Source organism: Flavobacterium sp. CSZ, from assembly GCF_015350725.1.
Taxonomy (GTDB): Bacteria; Bacteroidota; Bacteroidia; order Flavobacteriales; family Flavobacteriaceae; genus Flavobacterium.
The window spans coordinates 270,409-287,687 of sequence record NZ_JADKPQ010000003.1 but is presented as its reverse complement, the minus strand read 5'-3'; the positions used below and the strand labels follow the sequence as shown (position 1 = coordinate 287,687).

Genomic DNA, 17,279 nt, shown 5'->3' with positions numbered 1-17,279 from the left:
AACATGAAATTAACCTTCAAAACACTGGCAACTAGTTTTGCCAGTTTATTTTTATTTTCCTGTTCCAGTGATTCACCATCCACAAATAATGAACTGGTTAAAGATGACTTTAGTTATTTATCTGTAAATTTTTCAGGAAAGATTAACAAGATCGGAAACAACAGTGGTAAATTAACGCCATATGCACAATTTGAAGGCTTAACATCAAATACGATTAACTTAAGTACGATTGTTTCAAATTCTGAAAAAATATTTTTAATTGAGCATTATCCTCCCAATGATAAACTTTTTATTTTTGACAGAAATACCAAAACTACGACTTCAAAAAAATTAATTTATCCAAGTCAAATAATGGGCGAGGAACCCACTATGGTTTCTTTAAACTGGGATGATTCAAAAAAAATACTTTACGGAATAGTTCTTGGAACTCCTTATCTTGGCACATTTAAAGACAATTCTTATTTTGTAAAAATCGATCCAAATACATTTGAAGTCACCTATAAAGGTTTAAATTTTGATCAGACAGCATCGATTTCAAACTTTTTTAATGGCAGCAAAATCTACAGCTCTTACCCTACTACAGATACTTTTGAAATTGATGTAGAAAATAATACAGCCAAAAAAGTGTTATTTAAAAACTCAAAATTTACTTTTTCAAAAGCTGCCGTATACGATAACAACACTGTATATTGTTTGAAAAATATAGCTGGAACTGCTGGTGTAACGATTACCAAAATTAATCTTATCGATTACACTTATGAAGACTTTTTAAGCACTGAAGGATTAGGAAATGGTATGCAAAATGGCTCTGGATTTTTAGACAAATCAACAAACGAATATGTTTGTTATATGGTTAAAGACGGGTATTTTTCTCTTGTAAAATTCAACATTTTAACTAAAGAATATAAATATTTCAAACTCACCTCAAATTCATCAATTGATGACAATCTGGTGATTATTGATAAAGTAAATAATTAAAAAAAGCAGGATTTAAATCCTGCTTTTTTTTGATTCAAACAATCTTTTAAGTTTAAATAAACCTAAAATAAAAACCTTTGCAACTTTGAACCTTCTTCCTAAAACTTCTGAAGCGTTTCAATCACATAAGTATGCATGACTTCTTTATAATCTAAATGCGTGACAACTCTAAGTTTATTATGTCCCATTGAGCTTATCAAAATATTTTTTAGTTTTAATTTTTCAATCAAAAGCTGGTCACTGTAACCTTCTGCCAATGAAAAAATCAAAATATTGGTTTCTACTGGTTCAATATGCGACACCCAGGGTTTTGTGCTTAAAATTGCAGCAATTTCTTTGGCTCTTCTATGGTCTTCTGCCAATCGTTCGATATTATTAGCCAATGCATATAATCCGGCTGCAGCCAAATAACCTACCTGACGCATTCCACCACCTAGTATCTTTCTGATTCTCAACGCTCTGTGAATATCAGCTTTGCTTCCTAACAAAATTGAGCCAATTGGAGCTCCTAATCCTTTTGATAAACAAACCGAAATAGTATCGAAAATAGCACCAAAATCTTTCGGATTTTGTCTTTTAGCCACCAATGCATTCCAAATTCTAGCTCCATCAAGGTGGAATTTCAAATTATTGGTATCACAAACCTTTTTTATTTCTCTTAAATCTTCCAGTTCATAACAAGCCCCGCCTCCTTTGTTGGTTGTATTTTCTACACAAACCAAACTCGTTAACGGACTATGATAAAACTCCGGATCATTAATCGCTGCCGCAACCTGACTTGCCGTAATCATACCTCGATTTCCATCTAATAAGCAGCAAGAAACGCCACTATTAAACGAAACTCCTCCACCTTCATAATTATAAACGTGGGCATATTTATCTGCAATTAATTGCTCTCCGGGCTGTGTATGTAATTTTATAGCGGTTTGGTTAGCCATAGTTCCTGATGGAAAAAACAGTCCGGCCTCCATACCAAAAAACTCAGCGACTCTGGTTTCCAACTCAATAACTGTAGGATCCTGTCTGTATACATCATCGCCAACATGAGCGTTAAACATATACTGCAACATTTCGTTGGTAGGTTTGGTAATAGTATCGCTAATTAAATTTATCTCCATATTCTAAAAAGTATATCTTTTTTGTACAGCAAAATTACGTATTACTGATAGTTATTCTTGGCAAGTTTTGCTAAAATTTAACTTGTAAATACAATTAAACTAAATTAACGTAATATTCACAAAAATCATATAAAACTAACATTAATATTCTAAAACTGGCTTATAATTTTAAAAACCAATTTGTTAGCAGAAATAATTACGGTTTATTTACAACCTATCAAAAATAAGCAAACAGCTGATAATCAGCCTTAAATTGTATTACCAAAATAAACTAAAAAAAAATGCATTTTTTTCTTAACTATAATAGGAATAAAACATTTTTTTATCTGATGTATAGATTCATTAAAAAATTATTAAAAAACAAATTATCTTCTGTCGCTTATTTAATTCAAAGACTTTTTAAACTCGTTTTTTATATGTTAAAATTAATACGATAATATAAAAACTATATCTTATTTTTGTACAACAAAATTACATTTTACTAGTGAACTCTTTTTTGACAAATTAGTAATTAATGTAATATTCAAAAAACAAATAAAACATTATTAATTTATGACAACTACCGAACAAATAAAAGGTATTGTGGAGCGCCTTGGTGCGTTGAGGAGGTATCTTTGACGTTGATGCCAAACTAATTGAAATTGCCAACGAAGAAGAAAAAACCTTCGCACCAGACTTCTGGAACAATGCAAAAGAAGCAGAAGTCATTGTAAAAAACCTTCGAAACAAGAAAAAATGGATCGAAGATTACAACAAAGCCATCGAACTTACAGATGAATTGCAACTCGCGTATGATTTTTATAAAGAAGGAGAACTTTCTGCAGAAGAATTAGACGGACATTACAATACGACACAAGCTCATATCGAAAACATCGAGTTTAAAAACATGCTTTCAGACGAAGGTGACAGCTTAAGTGCCGTAGTGCAAATTACTGCTGGTGCCGGCGGGACGGAAAGTTGTGACTGGGCCGGAATGTTAATGCGTATGTATATGATGTGGGGAGAAAGTTATGGTTTTAAAATAAAAGAATTGAACTTTCAGGCTGGTGAGGTTGCCGGAATTAAAACGGTTACTCTGGAGTTTGAAGGCGATTATTCTTTTGGATATTTAAAAGGAGAAAATGGCGTACATCGTTTGGTTCGAATCTCTCCTTTTGATAGTAATGCCAAACGTCATACTTCATTTGCATCTGTATATGTTTATCCGCTTGTTGATGACAGTATCGAAATTGACATTAATCCTGCCGATATCGAGATCACAACTTCCCGATCTAGTGGAGCCGGAGGACAAAATGTGAATAAGGTTGAAACCAAAGTACAACTGGTACACAAACCAACCGGAATTCAGATTCAATGTTCTGAAACACGATCTCAGCAAGACAACAGACAACGTGCCATGCAAATGTTACGTTCGCAATTGTATGAAATCGAATTGAAGAAACAGCAGGCACAACGCGCCGATATCGAAGCCGGAAAAATGAAAATCGAATGGGGTTCGCAAATACGTAATTATGTAATGCAGCCTTATAAATTAGTAAAAGACGTTCGTACAGGTTATGAAACCAGCGATGTCGATGGCGTTATGAACGGAAATATCGATCCTTTCCTAAAAGCATTTTTAATGATGATGGGGCAAAAAGAGGAAGAATAAATAAATGAATAAATATATCAAAGGTTGTTTAGTAATAATAGGTGTTTTTATTACTCTGGTAGCAATAATGATTGGTTGGTTCTTTTGGTCATCAGATCACCGAAAAAAACAAGCAGAAATTGATGCAGTGGAGTTCTCAAAAGAATGCGATACAGTCAAACTTATTACTGAACAACCCGAGATTCAGTTAGCAAAATTCAAAAAGAATGAGATTAATATTCTTAAGTTTCAGATACTAAGAGACGGAAAATTAATTCATGACACATTAATTAAAAATGGGTTCAATAAAAGAACCAGTTATGATGAATATAAATCCATCAATATTCCTTATAAAACATTTTTGAAAACAGACACAATTGTAGTTACCACACAAAACAAATTGCATTATTATATTTCGGGCTATCATCATTATGCTTACTTACATTACGGAATGACGGGCTATGTTGGAAGTAATGACTGTAGATTTTCTGATAATCCTACAATTAACAATGAAGTTTTTTTACGACCGGTACTTTTCAGGGAACACGGTTGGATTAATCCCGAAGTATCGAAACATATTAAGAAAATTAGCGTATCTGATAGTGTAGAATATTATGGTTTTGCTAAAAAATGCAAAATAAAAATAAAAGATGCAGATCGTATCCTGAAAGAAAAAAGAAAAGATCAGGTTTTTAGATCCACCACAACGGATGGAATTGAGCTGGGCCCAAAAAACAGTTACTACATATTTGGTGAAGAAACTGAATCGGGAACACTTCCAGATGATTTAGTTCCCAGAAACCTTAAGCATTATGTGGTTAAAATAAATTGCGAAACCGGAGAATATAAACGATACGAAAATTATCCTTTTGATAATTAATTAATTATTTACTTTTATAAGTAACGGTACTTATTCTTATTACTTTTTGTTATATAAAAGAGTAGTAACTTTATTCAATCTTTTTTAAATTTAAAATTACAGTTATGATAAAATGGGCAGATATAATTCGTTTTACAAATAAAGGAAATCCGGCTCCGGATAAAAGAGTCGAGAGAACACCGGATGAATGGAAACAGCTTTTAACGCCGGAAGAATTTCAGGTAGCACGATTAAAAGGTACTGAAAGATCTTTTAGCTCTGAACTTTGCAGTTTATTCGATCCGGGAATTTATGAATGTAAATGTTGTGGCACTTTACTTTTTGATGCAAGTGAAAAATTTGAATCAGGAACAGGATGGCCGTCTTTTACACAACCGCTAAAAGAAAATGCTATTGCTTACCATGCAGACAAGTCATACGGAATGATCCGTGTTGAGGTGGTTTGCAATACCTGCGACGCACATTTAGGACATGTTTTTCCTGATGGCCCTGAACCAAGCGGTTTGCGTTATTGCATTAATGCTATTTCTCTTTCTAAAATAAAAGAATAAAAAATCTAAAAAGCGATTCCTTATAATTTAAAGTGAATCGCTTTTTTTATTATAATTTCATTTTAAAATGAGAATAAAATTTAAAAAAGAGCTTTCAATTTAACTTCATAAGGAAATACATTCCCTATTGACCTTAAGATTTAACTTACCAATTTTACTGTTTTTAAAAATTAAATTGAAAAATACATTCAAAAAAATCAAAAAGCAACCTTTCATTTCTCTTATTTGATTTAAATAACTGCTACAAATCAGCAAAAAAACCTTCTCTAAATCAAAGCCAAAGAAACCTACAAAATAACATGATGCTTTAATGAGCGTTTAAAATGGCTATTTACTATCGAAAACACCTTAAAATCCATTGATTTAAAACAAGATAAGTGTACACCAATTTATTGGATCATTACGATTTAAAAGTCTGTATATTGATACCTAAAAACCTACAAAAGACACGAATTTAAAAGCTGTTGTACTCTCAGGAATTCGAAATCAATCAAAAAATTAATAGAATTACTGTTAAAATTGTAATATTTAAACTATTATTTAAAATACTATTTAAAAAAGTTCAAAATAAGATTAGGTAATTTAAATCTAATTGATTTTATTTGGTGCGAAATAACCCCTAAAACAATTAAAATCATTCGATGAAATCCTATTCAATTCAAGAAATTAATGAAGTTATTAATGGCGTAATTTACGGCACGACTTCGCAAAGCATTACAGCAACAGAACAATTAGAAAAAGCCACCTCTTCTGAAATTTCTTTTATAGGAAATAAAAAATATGAAAAATTCTGGGAAGCTTCAAAAGCCTCAATTGCAGTTGTTAACGAAGACATTTCGATTGAACCTGGAGATAATCGTGCTTTTATAAAAGTAAAAAATGCTGATTTGGCAATGTCTCAAATTTTAGCACTTTTTGCTCCGCCTACCCCAATATTTCGTAATAATATCCATAAATCGGCCAATGTTGATGAAACAGCTATTATTGGTGAAGGCGCCAGAATTGGTGCAGGTTGTTATATTGGTCCAAAAGTCGAAATTGGTGCAAACGCTACAATTTACCCAAATGTTACTATTTTAGACGAATGTACTATTGGTAAAAATACCATTATCTGGTCGGGAACTGTAATTCGTGAACGTTGTCATATAGGCAGCGATTGTATCATTCATCCAAATGCAACAATTGGCGCTGATGGTTTTGGATTCCGTCCTTGTAGTGAAAAAGGTTTGGTAAAAATTCCACAAATTGGAAATGTTATCATAGGAAATGGAGTTGAAATTGGAGCGAATTCTTGTGTAGACCGCGGTAAATTCAGTTCTACAGTACTAGGAGATGGTTGTAAAATTGATAATTTAGTACAAATTGGACATAATAGTAAATTAGGTAAATTTTGTATTATGGCCGGAAATAGCGGTTTAGCCGGTTCAGTAACTTTAGGAAATGGCGTAATTATTGGCGGAAGTGCTTCTATAAAAGATCATACTACTATTGGAGACGGTGCTATTGTTGGTGCAGGTTCTGGTGTAACTGGAGATGTTCCTGCAGGAAAAACAATGTTAGGATATCCTGCTGTCGAAGCTCGCGATGCATTAAAACAATGGGCTATTTTGAAAAGAATGGTTTGCGATTCAAAAAAATAAAACACACATTTTTATATAAAAAAACAGAAGCTTGCTTCTGTTTTTTTTTGTTTTATAAGGCCTCGCACTCAAAGCCTACGACTTTCATTAAAAAAATCACTTTTTGGATAATATTCTCACTACACTCAAAACGTAAAATATTATCACAATCTTCCAGATCAAAATTCCATTTCGAATTAGGAAATAACCGATTCAGTTTAGGCGTTATCTTTTTTACTTTTGATATACTATCAACATTTGTTTTAAATACAAAAATCATAGTTATTGCTGGTTTTTAATTTTACTTAAAATTTTAGAATCAATATAGAAAGTTCCAAAAGGTATAACACACGCTAAAAGTACTTTCCAGGTGGTGTCTTTAAAATTCCAGTTTTGCTCTACACCAACACTCAGCGTATTAAAAATAAAAAGTAAAAATAAAGCGCCGTGAATGGTTCCTACGGGTCTGGTTAGAAAAGGCATTTCAAATACATACTTCATAGGCATTGCTATAAAAAGTAAGATTAAAAGAGAGGTTCCTTCCAGAAACCCAATGATTCGTAATCGTCCGGTATTGGTTTGCAGTAAATTTTTCATAATTATCTAAAATAAGGTCGGTTTGCAAGAAATGAGAAGGGCCACGGAATTGCTATAAAAATGATTATTAGCGCGATAGAAAACCAAACTAACATGGTTTTAAACTTATCGCGATCACTTTCTTTTCTTTTTGCCAAAGCTGAACCAATTGTTATTAAAACAATAGAAACAAGCATTAATAAAATATGAATCAATGCAAAAAAAGCGGCATCAATATTTTGAACAGCTGTGGCGAAATTTGCCCAAAAGTATTTTACAATCGGACTTTGCATATAAATTAATATTCCAAAAATCAATTGAATATGAGCAATAGTTGCCGTCCAATGCCGTATAGCATTATCTTTTTTAGTGAAAGATAATTGTAACCAATAACCTTTGTAAGCGATAAAAATCGAGTAGAATAAACTTCCTAAAACAAACCACCGCAGCATCGAATGGCAAAATAATAGCGTTGTATACATTGTTTTAAAATTAAGACAATGCAAATATATTTAAAAAACATACCAGATAGTATGTTTTATCATAAAAATTTATTTCAAACTATTCAAATAACTTCTAAGCTCCTTTAAATAAATAATATAACACGAATTACTATTCTGAATTTTTCCAAAATTTCGTATTCCCCAATATCCTGACATTACAAAAAAAGCTACTTGTTCCCCATTAACTTCTTTTTTGATCAAATCAGATTGCTGAGCATTTAAAATCGTTTTTTCGATAGTTTGTTTCCATTGATTACTTAATCCCAGCAAAGCTTCACTAAACTGATTATTCCAGGGTGTCATTTCCTGGGTTAAATTTCCAACAGGACAACCATACTTTATTTGCAAAAAAGGATCTTCAAGAAGTAAATAAGAGATCATATTGTACAAATCATCAACAGGATTAAGTGAGTTTTCGATAGGTTTTATAAAACTTTCCAGCATCACAGGTTTCAAGATTTCCTCAATAATTGCAACTCCCATTTCATCTTTGGTCTTAAAATGGTAATAAAACGCGCCTTTTGTAACTTGCGTGGTGGCAATAATATCATCAATACTGGTGGTTTGATATCCTTTTGAATAAATCAATTCAAATGCTTTCTGAAGAATTGTAAGTCGGGTATTGGCAGCTTTAGACATAAAGAATACTAATTGGTATGAAACAACAAATTAAGGCAAAAAATATGATTAAGCATGCATTTGTATTTAGCTCGTCTAAAACAAAAATTGAATTTATAAAGACTATAAATTCATTTATTTCTCATTAAACCCATCTTATTTTTAAAATATCATTAATTACTTTTTATTATATCTGAAAACATTTTTATTATGTGGATTTCAATTGATTTTGTAAATTAGCCAACACTATTTTGTAAAAACCACAATATACCATGGATTTAAACTTCAATAAAAACGAAGATCACAATAAACTATTACTTTCTGACTTAAAACAAAGATTTGCCAAAGTAAAATTGGGCGGAGGTGAAAAACGTATAGAAAAATTACATGCCGAAGGAAAAATGACAGCGCGCGAACGTATCGCTTATTTGCTTGACGAAGGCTCAAAAAGTATTGAAATTGGAGGTTTTGTTGGAGACGGAATGTATGCTGAACATGGTGGTTGCCCATCTGGCGGTGTTGTTATCAAAATAGGCTACATAAGAAACAAACAATGTATTGTTGTGGCCAATGATGCTACTGTAAAAGCTGGTGCCTGGTTCCCTATTACCGGAAAGAAAAATCTTCGTGCGCAGGAAATTGCCATGGAAAACAGATTGCCTATTATTTATTTGGTAGACAGTGCAGGGGTTTATTTACCTCTTCAGGATGAAATTTTTCCTGACAAAGAACATTTTGGCCGCATCTTTAGAAACAATGCACAAATGAGCAGTATGGGCATTACCCAGATTGCTGCTGTTATGGGCAGTTGTGTTGCCGGCGGAGCTTACTTGCCCATTATGAGCGACGAAGCTTTAATCGTGGATAAAACCGGAAGTATTTTTCTTGCCGGAAGTTATTTGGTAAAAGCTGCCATTGGTGAAACTATTGATAACGAAACTTTAGGTGGCGCGACAACACATTGTGAGATTTCCGGCGTAACTGATTATAAAGCTAAAGACGATAAGGACGCTCTTGATAAAATAAAAAATATAGTAGATAAAATAGGTGATTATGATAAAGCCGGTTACAACCGAATCAAATCTGAAAAACCTGCCTTAGAACCTAAAGACATTTACGGAATTTTACCAAAAGCCCGAAACGAGCAATACGATATGATGGAAATCATCAATCGTTTGGTTGATAATTCAGAGTTCGAAGCCTATAAAGATGGTTACGGTCAAACCATTATTACCGGTTATGCCAGAATCGATGGCTGGGCGGTAGGAATTGTGGCCAACCAAAGAAAAGTAGTTAAAACCAAAAAAGGCGAAATGCAGTTTGGGGGTGTAATTTATTCTGATAGCGCTGACAAAGCCACTCGATTTATTGCCAATTGTAACCAGAAAAAAATTCCGTTAGTATTTGTTCAGGATGTTACCGGTTTCATGGTAGGATCAAAATCGGAGCATGGCGGTATTATAAAAGATGGTGCAAAAATGGTGAATGCTGTAAGTAATTCGGTTGTTCCAAAATTTACCGTAATTGTGGGTAACTCTTACGGAGCAGGAAATTATGCCATGTGCGGAAAAGCCTATGACCCACGATTAATTTTTGCATGGCCAAGTGCAGAACTTGCCGTTATGGGAGGAACTCAGGCTGCAAAAGTTTTAGCCCAAATCGAAGCTTCTTCGCTTAAAGCAAAAGGAGAAATTGTAGACGAAGCCAAAGAAGCTGAATTATTCAATAAGATCAAGGCAAGATATGATGAACAAACTTCACCTTATTATGCTGCTTCAAGATTATGGACAGATGCTATCATTGATCCTCTGGATACCCGTACCTGGATTTCTATGGGAATTGAGGCTGCCAACCACGCTCCTATTCAAAAACAATTTAATTTAGGCGTTATTCAGGTTTAAAGAATTCCTGCATTTTTCAAATTACGTTAAAAAAATACAAAAATCTTACTTTCAAGTACTTATAAGTAAATATCTCATTAAAAAGTAGTAACTTTAGATGTAATTTTTAATCACGTAGTATCATGGAAAATGTAAAAAGTTTAAATAAGTGGGCAAATGCGCACACTTATTTACCGGTTGATTTAGTACGTATTGTTTTGGGTGTATTTTTATTTATGAAAGGAATTTCATTTGTAACCAACATTCAGTATTTACATGATTTAATTTCTCCAATTGATCAGTTTGGCGGCGGAATGTTTCTTTTACATTACATTGCACCAGCGCATATGATTGGTGGTATTATGATCTTTTTCGGATTACTAACCCGTTGGGCAATCGCAGCCCAATTGCCAATATTATTTGGTGCGATTCTCATCAATTTTATGGGACATATGCACTCTGAAAGTTTAATTTTGGCTATAGTAGTACTTTTAGTTTGTGTTTTCTTCCTGTTTTACGGAAGCGGAAAACACTCTGCTGATTATTATTTCAAAATGCAACAATAACTTCATTTATCCTCAATAGTACAATTATCTACTGAGGATAAATAATAACCTACTTTTAAAGTTAATTAATTCTTTAAAATTTCTTTAATTGTATTTTATGAGTTAAATTCGCCACCATGAATTGGATTCGTAAAACCGTTATTTTTATATCACTTTTGATAGTTGCTTTTTTTGCTGTTCAAGCAAACGAATCTTCTATTGAAATAACTGAAAGTCAAAAAACGGATACTAATTTCTCCATAGATCACGCCGATTCATTAGCTTTTATACAACCCCAGGCAAGTTATCAATTTGCAGCAAACATAAAATCGAATCCATCTATCTTAACAAAATGGTTTGATTCTTTATTGATGGTGATTCCTCAGCACAAAGCAGTAAAATCAACATCAAACTTTGCAAATCAGTTTGCAACTCAGAGCAAAAAAGTCCTTTTAATGCTCTATCCCTTCCATTTTTTTTGGTAGGCATTTTATGAAATTTTAATTTAGGGAGACATCTTCCTAACAAGTTGAGCTGTTTTCTATCCTGAAAATGGTGTCATATTTCATAATAATTTACCCAATTTTTTAAATCATGGAAACAAGTGTAACCATAATTGGTATTGTGATCGCGATCATAGTAGCCATTCCTGTATATTTTTCAGCACGAACGAGCGCTGCAAGCAAATCAAAAATTTTAAACATAAAAAAGAAATTCAGTCCAACTCATCCGGAAGATTTTGATTTAACTGAATCTCAAAGCAACAAGACACTTACAATAGATCAGAAAAACAGACGTTTTATTTTGATGAATTTCAATCCTAATCAGCAAGAATCTATGTATGTAGATCTAAAAACGGTTTCCTCTTGTAAACTGGTTTTAACCACTGAAGGACCATCAGATACCATCGTAAAAATTGACTTTGAATTTCAGGATAAAGAAACTCCTAAAAAAATCACAATACCATTCTATGATTTTGATGATGACCGCATCAAACAGATAAGCGCCTATCAAGATCATCAGTTTGCAAAAAAATGGCTTAAAATCATCCAAGATTCTATTTCACGTTAGTTATTTAATTCAGAAAAGAGGCTCCTAGTGAGTCTCTTTTTTTTGGTAAATACATGATATTTGTCATTTTCTGCTTCATTCATAAATTCTAATTTTGAATTATACAAAATCCGACTTTATGAAAATCTCACTGACCCAAAAATACAATGTCCCAGGTCCCAGATATACAAGTTATCCAACAGTTCCGTACTGGAATGAAAGTGATTTTACTACTCAGGAATGGATAGCGTCTTTTCAGAAATCTTTTTCAGAAAGTAATGCTCAAAACGGAATTAGTTTATACATTCATTTACCATTTTGCGAAAGCATGTGTACCTTTTGTGGCTGCAATAAACGCATTACAAAAAATCATTCGGTTGAAGAAACTTACATACAGGCAGTTTTAAAAGAATGGGATTTGTATTGTAATTTATTACCTCAAAAACCCCTTATAAAAGAAATTCATTTAGGCGGAGGAACGCCAACATTTTTCTCTTCAAACAATTTAGAGCTGCTTATAAACGCTATACTTTTTAAAGCTGACAAAGCTAAAAATTACGAATTCAGTTTTGAAGGTCATCCTAACAATACTACATACGAACAACTTAAAAAACTATACGATTTAGGCTTTCGCCGAGTGAGTTTTGGCGTTCAGGATTATGCTGAAAAAGTTCAAAAAGCAATTCATAGAATCCAGCCTTTTCACAATGTCGCAAAAGTAACTTTTTGGGCAAAAGAAATTGGTTATACATCGATAGGTCACGATATTATTTTTGGATTACCATTTCAGACGATTGAGAACGTAATTGATACTGTCGAAAAGACAAATTCCTTAAAACCGGATCGTTTGGCATTTTACAGCTACGCACATGTACCGTGGATAAAAGGAAACGGACAACGCGGATTTAATGAAGAGAACCTTCCTAAAGATGCTGAAAAAAGAAAACTATACGAAACAGGAAAACAGATGCTTTCTCAAAATGGTTATCACGAAATTGGTATGGATCATTTTGCGCTGGTTTCTGATAGCTTGTATAAAGCTAGAGCCAATAAGGAATTGCATCGAAATTTCATGGGTTATAGTGCCTCAAAAACGCAGCTTATGATTGGCTTGGGAGTTTCATCTATTAGTGATAGCTGGTACAGTTTTGCCCAAAACACAAAAAGTATCGAAGAATATTACCAATTATTAGAAGAAGACAAATTGCCTGTTGCAAAAGGACATATCCTAACCAATGAGGATTTAATTATTAGAAAACACATACTTAACTTAACCTGTGAATTTGAAACTTCCTGGAGCGATGAAGCCTTATACTTCAAAGAAATTCCTAACGTACTAGAAGACTTAAAAGAAATAGAAAAAGATCAGTTGATTATAATCGGGGAAGGTAAAATAACCATTACAGAAGCCGGAAGACCTTTTGTTCGAAATATTTGTATGGCATTTGATTTACATCTAAAAAGAAAATCACCGCAAACAAACTTGTTTTCGATGACTGTTTAATGACAATTAGGAGTTTCCTGTACAAACAAACTCATATTCGACGGAGAAATATAGGGAATTCCTAATCCCAGTCCTCTAAGGATAAATAAAACACCAATTATTACAGCTAGATACGGAATTGCCTTTTGGATTTTATTTCTGAAAGGCAATTTTATTAATGAATGGACATAAACAACGAGTGTCATTAAAGGAATTGTTCCTAACCCAAACAAAATCATATACAATACACCAAAACCGGCACTCTGCATGGCGATGGCACCAAATAAGGCTACATACACCATTCCGCAAGGCAAAAAACCATTTAATAATCCTATTGTAAAAAGGGATTTATAGGTTTTCTTTTTAAATTGATTTCCTAAACCTGATTTTACTCTGGAAATAATTTTATAAACAGGTTTTGAAAAATTGTATTTTGAAAAAACTTTCTCCGGAACCAAAACGACAAGAATCATTGCCAAACCTATAAAAATAGACATCTTTTGCTGCAGTCCCGCCAGAAAAAATCCTCTTCCTAATAAACCAAAAATAAGTCCAACTGTTGCATACGCAGTTAGTCGGCCTAGATGATATGTTATGATCTGCGTAACTTTTTTTGCTTCATTTTGATGATCTACAGGTAACATCATAGTAATTGGACCACACATTCCGATGCAGTGCAAACTACTTATTAAACCTAATATGAAAGCTGAGTATAACATTTGTTTATTATTATCTTGCCGCAGAAAAATTGGACTAAAATGATTTTACAACGTTTTGTGTGTTTTATTCAATCAATATTTGTGCAGTCCCCTATGGGACATCTTTTTTAAATGTAGCTTGTTCTTTCTACCAATATCTAAATCCGAACGGATTATATCTCACAGAGATTAAATGTTGGTAAAAAATAAATCCCCATGATTATTTGTCCCATAGGGACTATATTTTCAAACCTGACATCAATAATTTTTCAAAAATCCATGCAAATCATTTCTAATCTGTGGCAAACACGTATTAAAATTAATTCACGTAAATTACTTCTTTCGATAAGTATTTTCTTCCCTTATATTCCCATTCCATATTAACATCCCAACGCCCTTTAATCAGTTTCTTTTGCGGAATAAGCAAAGACGAATTGGTTAAAGCAATTTGAGTATCAAAATCAAATTTCTTATTTGAAGGTCGGTATAATAAAACGTTACCTTTTATTTTATCACTTTCAAAAGTGGCAGGAAAAGCTATTTTTACACCATTCTCTGTATAGGTAACAGAAGGTCTTTGCTGCAAATCATGAGCATTTTGAATTCGGGCCATTTCATCCTGAAAATGCGAATCGTGTTTGTAATATTCTTCTACAACCAAATCATTATCATACTTACTATTCGACTGCACTTCGAAAACAAAATATAAAATAAAGCTCATAAACAGTGCAAATGCTATGACAATTCCGGTTCCCCAATTTATTTTCATAATAGTATATTTTTAATTAAAACTTCGTGGTCCTAAAAAATTAGTTGTGGTAGTTTCGAGTAATTCTGTACCGTTATAAACTCCAATTTTAACTTTGGTTTTATCGCTTTCCAAAAGAACCTTATCAATTTCTATAAATAATGTTCCTTGTGAGATTCCTTCTTTTAAAACTTTAAAATGCTGTTTTCCAACATTTTTAATATTTCCTTTTTGATCAATCAATTCAAAATGAATGTCATGATAATCTTTCATCGTTTTATTAACGATTTTATAGGTATAAACATTGCTAATCATATCGCCTTTATGCTGAAACAACTGACCTGGCAAACGTAAAACAACGGCCTGAACATCGGTTCGTAAAAACAGCATCCCAACAAAAACACTTAATAAAATGAACAAAACAGCTGTGTAACCTTTCATTCTTGCTGTAAATTTAAAAGGTGCTTTTTTTACAATTTCATCTTCAGATGCATATCGAATAAGGCCTTTTGGTAAACCTACACTTTCCATTATTGTATCGCATTCATCAATGCAGGCAGTACAATTGGTACATTCTAATTGAGTTCCGTTTCGAATGTCGATTCCCATTGGGCATACATGTACACATTGGTGACAATCAATACAATCTCCTTTTCCTGTTGTAGCTCTGTCTTCTTTCTTATTGAATTTCGCACGACCGGCTTCTTTTTCTCCCCTAACAAAATCATAAGCCACATTGATAGATTTATCATCTAAAAGTACACCTTGCAATCTTCCGTAGGGGCAGGCAATAATACAAACCTGTTCACGAAACCAAACAAAAACAAAATAGAAAACTCCGGTAAAGATCAGAAGCGCAATAAAATTACTTGCTTGCTCAATTGGTCCTTGTTCGACCATTAAAAAAAGTTGATCACTGCCTACTAAATAGGCCAGAAAAATATTTGCAATGCCAAACGAGATCAGAAAAAAGATAGTCCATTTAATTAATCGTTTTCTAATTTTTTCTGCATTCCATTCCTGTCTTGCTAATCGGGACTGAGCGCCACGATCACCATCAATCCAATATTCAATTCTGCGAAAAACCATTTCTAAAAAGATAGTTTGCGGACAAATCCATCCACAAAAAATCCTTCCAAATACTACGGTAAATAAAATTATAAAAACAATACCAACAAGCATTGAAATTACAAAGAGATAAAAATCCTGCGGCCAAAATGGAAATCCAAAAATATTAAAACGTCGCTCCATAACATTAAACATCATGAATTGATTTCCGTTTACTTTTATAAACGGATTTGCAATTAAGATGGCTAACAATATGTAGCTAACTATTTTTCTATATTCATAGAATTTACCAGACGGTTTTTTAGGGAAAATAAATTTTCGATTACCCCCTTCATCAATAGTTCCGATGGTATCTCTAAAAGCTTCGTCTGGTAAATTTGACATGGTTTTTGTAATTATTTTTTAACTTCAGTATTATCCTTTGGTGTACTTGCTGTGGTATCTTTTGTTGGAGCACTATCATCAACCCAAATTTCGCCTTCTGCTTCTTTTGGATCTTTTGGGTTACTACCTTGTAAGGACAGGATGTAACTCGCTACTTTTTGAATTTCTTTTGGTTTTAAAGTTCCTTTCCAGGCAATCATTCCTTTACCGTCACGACCTCCATTAGTTATGGTATGGAAAAGATTTTTAATTCCTCCTCCCAAAATCCAATGATTATCGGTAAGGTTTGGCCCAATTTGGCCTCCGGCATCAGCACGGTGACATGCAGCACAGTTGGTTGTAAATATTTCTTTACCGGCAGCTAAATTTTCAGGATCTGTTAGTAAAACAACTGTTTTCTCATCCATTAAATCCGGTGCTGTTTTCAGGTACTCGTCTACATCAATTTTTGCCTGAGCCATTTCTTTTTTAAGCTCCATCTCCTGATCATCTCCACCAAAAACCTCATAACGGGCAAAATAAATTACTCCAAAAACAATACAGATATAGAATAAATACACCCACCAAGGCGGTAAATTGTTGTCTAACTCTTTGATGCCGTCATAATCATGATCCATCAACAAGTCACCTTCTTTTTCTATAGGTTGGGTTTTCGTAAGCTTCTGCATTAAATCTTTATACCAGGTGCTTTCTGTTAAACTCAAACTTTTTTCATATTCCAGTTTTGCCTTTTCTTCCGGCGACATCAATTGGTACATAATGCGGTTCACCGCACTTAAGGTAATTTCTATCGCAATAAGGATAAATAGAAAAACCAATAAAAAGACAGCAACCATTGGATACTTAACAAAAGCCGGCCTGTCGCCTGAATCTATAAAGTATTCCATCAAAGCAAATACGATGAAGAAAATAATCGGTACTCTTAAATATACTGGGAAAAACTTTTTCAT

General features: G+C 33.1%; 18 protein-coding genes. 10 read left to right on the top strand and 8 right to left on the bottom strand.

What is annotated here, in order from left to right:
• The first annotated feature begins 3 nt into the window (after positions 1-3).
• Positions 4-978, top strand: coding sequence for a hypothetical protein (locus IRZ78_RS05305; RefSeq protein WP_194615529.1), 975 nt, complete (start codon positions 4-6; stop codon positions 976-978).
• Between the two features lie 98 nt (positions 979-1,076).
• Here the strand turns inward: IRZ78_RS05305 and IRZ78_RS05300 are convergent, their stop codons facing one another.
• Positions 1,077-2,096 (bottom strand): GntG family PLP-dependent aldolase, encoded by a 1,020-nt coding sequence (locus IRZ78_RS05300; RefSeq protein WP_194615528.1) that lies wholly within the window; start codon positions 2,094-2,096, stop codon positions 1,077-1,079.
• A gap of 552 nt (positions 2,097-2,648) precedes the next feature.
• On the opposite strand from IRZ78_RS05300, the gene prfB reads away from it, so the two are divergent.
• The 4 genes from prfB to lpxD all read left to right on the top strand — a co-directional run bounded on the left by prfB (position 2,649) and on the right by lpxD (position 6,797).
• A protein-coding gene (prfB, locus tag IRZ78_RS05295; protein ID WP_194615527.1) for a peptide chain release factor 2 occupies positions 2,649-3,747 on the top strand; the annotation gives its coding sequence in 2 pieces (ribosomal slippage) (positions 2,649-2,711 and positions 2,713-3,747; 1,098 coding nt in all).
• A gap of 4 nt (positions 3,748-3,751) precedes the next feature.
• Positions 3,752-4,606 (top strand): hypothetical protein, encoded by an 855-nt coding sequence (locus tag IRZ78_RS05290; protein ID WP_194615526.1) that lies wholly within the window; start codon positions 3,752-3,754, stop codon positions 4,604-4,606.
• A gap of 104 nt (positions 4,607-4,710) precedes the next feature.
• A complete protein-coding gene (gene msrB / locus IRZ78_RS05285; protein ID WP_194615525.1) occupies positions 4,711-5,157 on the top strand; it encodes a peptide-methionine (R)-S-oxide reductase MsrB in 447 nt (148 codons plus the stop codon).
• Between the two features lie 641 nt (positions 5,158-5,798).
• Entirely contained in the window at positions 5,799-6,797 is a 999-nt protein-coding gene (lpxD, locus tag IRZ78_RS05280; protein ID WP_194615524.1) for a UDP-3-O-(3-hydroxymyristoyl)glucosamine N-acyltransferase, read from the top strand.
• Between the two features lie 261 nt (positions 6,798-7,058).
• On the opposite strand, the gene IRZ78_RS05275 is transcribed toward lpxD, so the two are convergent.
• The 3 genes from IRZ78_RS05275 to IRZ78_RS05265 form a co-directional block, all read right to left on the bottom strand.
• Positions 7,059-7,373, bottom strand: a complete 315-nt coding sequence (locus tag IRZ78_RS05275; protein WP_194615523.1) for a DUF3817 domain-containing protein — start codon at positions 7,371-7,373, stop codon at positions 7,059-7,061.
• Between the two features lie 2 nt (positions 7,374-7,375).
• Positions 7,376-7,834: a hypothetical protein gene (locus IRZ78_RS05270; protein ID WP_194615522.1), complete on the bottom strand. Its 459-nt coding sequence runs from the start codon at positions 7,832-7,834 to the stop codon at positions 7,376-7,378.
• Between the two features lie 69 nt (positions 7,835-7,903).
• Positions 7,904-8,494 carry a TetR/AcrR family transcriptional regulator gene (locus IRZ78_RS05265; protein WP_194615521.1) on the bottom strand — a complete coding sequence of 197 codons (591 nt, stop codon included), beginning with the start codon at positions 8,492-8,494 and terminating at the stop codon, positions 7,904-7,906.
• Between the two features lie 251 nt (positions 8,495-8,745).
• Between IRZ78_RS05265 and IRZ78_RS05260 the strand changes: the two genes are divergently transcribed.
• The 5 genes from IRZ78_RS05260 to hemN all read left to right on the top strand — a co-directional run bounded on the left by IRZ78_RS05260 (position 8,746) and on the right by hemN (position 13,452).
• Positions 8,746-10,374: a carboxyl transferase domain-containing protein gene (locus IRZ78_RS05260; RefSeq protein ID WP_194615520.1), complete on the top strand. Its 1,629-nt coding sequence runs from the start codon at positions 8,746-8,748 to the stop codon at positions 10,372-10,374.
• A 122-nt stretch (positions 10,375-10,496) separates the two neighbouring features.
• Positions 10,497-10,919, top strand: a complete 423-nt coding sequence (locus IRZ78_RS05255; protein ID WP_194615519.1) for a DoxX family protein — start codon at positions 10,497-10,499, stop codon at positions 10,917-10,919.
• Positions 10,920-11,035: 116 nt separating this feature from the next.
• On the top strand, positions 11,036-11,383 hold the full coding sequence (locus IRZ78_RS05250; RefSeq protein ID WP_194615518.1) for a hypothetical protein: 348 nt from the start codon (positions 11,036-11,038) through the stop codon (positions 11,381-11,383).
• 109 nt (positions 11,384-11,492) lie between these two features.
• The gene (locus IRZ78_RS05245; protein ID WP_194615517.1) at positions 11,493-11,969 is read left to right on the top strand and encodes a hypothetical protein; all 477 of its coding nucleotides are present in this window, start codon (positions 11,493-11,495) and stop codon (positions 11,967-11,969) included.
• A gap of 118 nt (positions 11,970-12,087) precedes the next feature.
• Complete coding sequence (gene hemN, locus IRZ78_RS05240; RefSeq protein ID WP_194615516.1) at positions 12,088-13,452, top strand: oxygen-independent coproporphyrinogen III oxidase; 1,365 nt, start codon at positions 12,088-12,090, stop codon at positions 13,450-13,452.
• Here hemN and IRZ78_RS05235 read toward each other — a convergent pair.
• The 4 genes from IRZ78_RS05235 to IRZ78_RS05220 form a co-directional block, all read right to left on the bottom strand.
• Entirely contained in the window at positions 13,449-14,150 is a 702-nt protein-coding gene (locus IRZ78_RS05235; RefSeq protein ID WP_194615515.1) for a sulfite exporter TauE/SafE family protein, read from the bottom strand. The two genes, hemN and IRZ78_RS05235, sit on opposite strands and share 4 nt — an antisense overlap.
• A 298-nt stretch (positions 14,151-14,448) precedes the next feature.
• On the bottom strand, positions 14,449-14,898 hold the full coding sequence (locus IRZ78_RS05230) for a FixH family protein (protein WP_194615514.1): 450 nt from the start codon (positions 14,896-14,898) through the stop codon (positions 14,449-14,451).
• Between the two features lie 12 nt (positions 14,899-14,910).
• Positions 14,911-16,329 (bottom strand): cytochrome c oxidase accessory protein CcoG, encoded by a 1,419-nt coding sequence (ccoG, locus tag IRZ78_RS05225; RefSeq protein WP_194615513.1) that lies wholly within the window; start codon positions 16,327-16,329, stop codon positions 14,911-14,913.
• A gap of 11 nt (positions 16,330-16,340) precedes the next feature.
• On the bottom strand, positions 16,341-17,279 hold the full coding sequence (locus tag IRZ78_RS05220; RefSeq protein WP_194615512.1) for a cbb3-type cytochrome c oxidase N-terminal domain-containing protein: 939 nt from the start codon (positions 17,277-17,279) through the stop codon (positions 16,341-16,343).

Bases quoted from the DNA above. Each gene is read 5' to 3' on its own strand.
- IRZ78_RS05305 (WP_194615529.1), top strand. From the start codon at position 4: ATGAAATTAACCTTCAAAACACTGGCAACTAGTTTTGCCAGTTTATTT.
- IRZ78_RS05300 (WP_194615528.1), bottom strand. From the start codon at position 2,096: ATGGAGATAAATTTAATTAGCGATACTATTACCAAACCTACCAACGAA.
- IRZ78_RS05290 (WP_194615526.1), top strand. From the start codon at position 3,752: ATGAATAAATATATCAAAGGTTGTTTAGTAATAATAGGTGTTTTTATT.
- msrB (WP_194615525.1), top strand. From the start codon at position 4,711: ATGATAAAATGGGCAGATATAATTCGTTTTACAAATAAAGGAAATCCG.
- lpxD (WP_194615524.1), top strand. From the start codon at position 5,799: ATGAAATCCTATTCAATTCAAGAAATTAATGAAGTTATTAATGGCGTA.
- IRZ78_RS05275 (WP_194615523.1), bottom strand. From the start codon at position 7,373: ATGAAAAATTTACTGCAAACCAATACCGGACGATTACGAATCATTGGG.
- IRZ78_RS05270 (WP_194615522.1), bottom strand. From the start codon at position 7,834: ATGTATACAACGCTATTATTTTGCCATTCGATGCTGCGGTGGTTTGTT.
- IRZ78_RS05265 (WP_194615521.1), bottom strand. From the start codon at position 8,494: ATGTCTAAAGCTGCCAATACCCGACTTACAATTCTTCAGAAAGCATTT.
- IRZ78_RS05260 (WP_194615520.1), top strand. From the start codon at position 8,746: ATGGATTTAAACTTCAATAAAAACGAAGATCACAATAAACTATTACTT.
- IRZ78_RS05255 (WP_194615519.1), top strand. From the start codon at position 10,497: ATGGAAAATGTAAAAAGTTTAAATAAGTGGGCAAATGCGCACACTTAT.
- IRZ78_RS05250 (WP_194615518.1), top strand. From the start codon at position 11,036: ATGAATTGGATTCGTAAAACCGTTATTTTTATATCACTTTTGATAGTT.
- IRZ78_RS05245 (WP_194615517.1), top strand. From the start codon at position 11,493: ATGGAAACAAGTGTAACCATAATTGGTATTGTGATCGCGATCATAGTA.
- hemN (WP_194615516.1), top strand. From the start codon at position 12,088: ATGAAAATCTCACTGACCCAAAAATACAATGTCCCAGGTCCCAGATAT.
- IRZ78_RS05235 (WP_194615515.1), bottom strand. From the start codon at position 14,150: ATGTTATACTCAGCTTTCATATTAGGTTTAATAAGTAGTTTGCACTGC.
- IRZ78_RS05230 (WP_194615514.1), bottom strand. From the start codon at position 14,898: ATGAAAATAAATTGGGGAACCGGAATTGTCATAGCATTTGCACTGTTT.
- ccoG (WP_194615513.1), bottom strand. From the start codon at position 16,329: ATGTCAAATTTACCAGACGAAGCTTTTAGAGATACCATCGGAACTATT.
- IRZ78_RS05220 (WP_194615512.1), bottom strand. From the start codon at position 17,279: ATGAAAAAGTTTTTCCCAGTATATTTAAGAGTACCGATTATTTTCTTC.